At 60.6% G+C, this 810-nt stretch carries 1 protein-coding gene; it reads left to right on the top strand.

The window, feature by feature from the left end:
• Positions 1–78 precede the first annotated feature (78 nt).
• Positions 79–810 (top strand): rhodanese-like domain-containing protein (locus tag AC1DVH_RS32085; protein WP_477757163.1); only part of this gene is annotated, 732 nt, incomplete at its 3' end.

The raw sequence follows: 810 nt of genomic DNA, 5'->3' as shown, positions 1-810 counted from the left end.
TATACGAAGGGACGGGACGTCGCGGCCGAAGAGCGCTCCCTGGCGCTTCAATAATTTTATTTTGCACACGGGACTYCCATGAGCCAGACCGTAACCCCAGGACAACTGCAGCAGTGGCTGTTCGACGGGCAGGAAATTGCCCTGTTTGACGTGCGTGAGCACGGCCAATATGGCGAAGCGCATCTGTTTTTCGGGGTGAATTTGCCTTACAGCCGTCTGGAACTGGAGGCCCGGCGCCTGGCGCCGAATCCACAGGTGCGGCTGGTCGTTTATGACCAGGACGGTGGGAGCGTCGCGTCGCGTTCCGCTGAGCGTCTTCATGCCTTGGGGTATGCCCGCGTTCATGTTCTCGACGGCGGCGCCGAGGGTTGGCAGGCCGCTGGTTTTCAGCTGTTTGCCGGCGTGCATGTACCGTCCAAGGCCTTTGGTGAGTTGGTAGAGCAGGCCAGCCATACGCCCCATGTCACCGCGCAGCAACTGGCCGTTTGGCTAGCCCGGGGCGAGCCGCTGGTGGTGCTCGACGGTCGGCCATTCGATGAATACCGCAAGATGACCATACCCGGTTCCATCTGCTGTCCGAACGGCGAACTGGGGTATCGAGTGCACGATCTGGTGCGGGACGAGCACACACCGATCGTGGTCAACTGCGCCGGTCGAACCCGCAGCATCATCGGCGCCCAGACGCTGATCAATCTGGGCCTGAAGAACCCGATCTACGCTTTGGAAAACGGAACTCAGGGCTGGTTTCTGGAAGACTTTCAGCTAGAACATGGCAGCACCCGACGGTATGCCGATGAGGTGTCATCGGGG

Source organism: Pseudomonas sp. P4_C3 (assembly GCF_056402075.1).
Note: the sequence above shows the minus strand (reverse complement) of the source record. Positions and strands in the feature narration are given on the sequence as shown.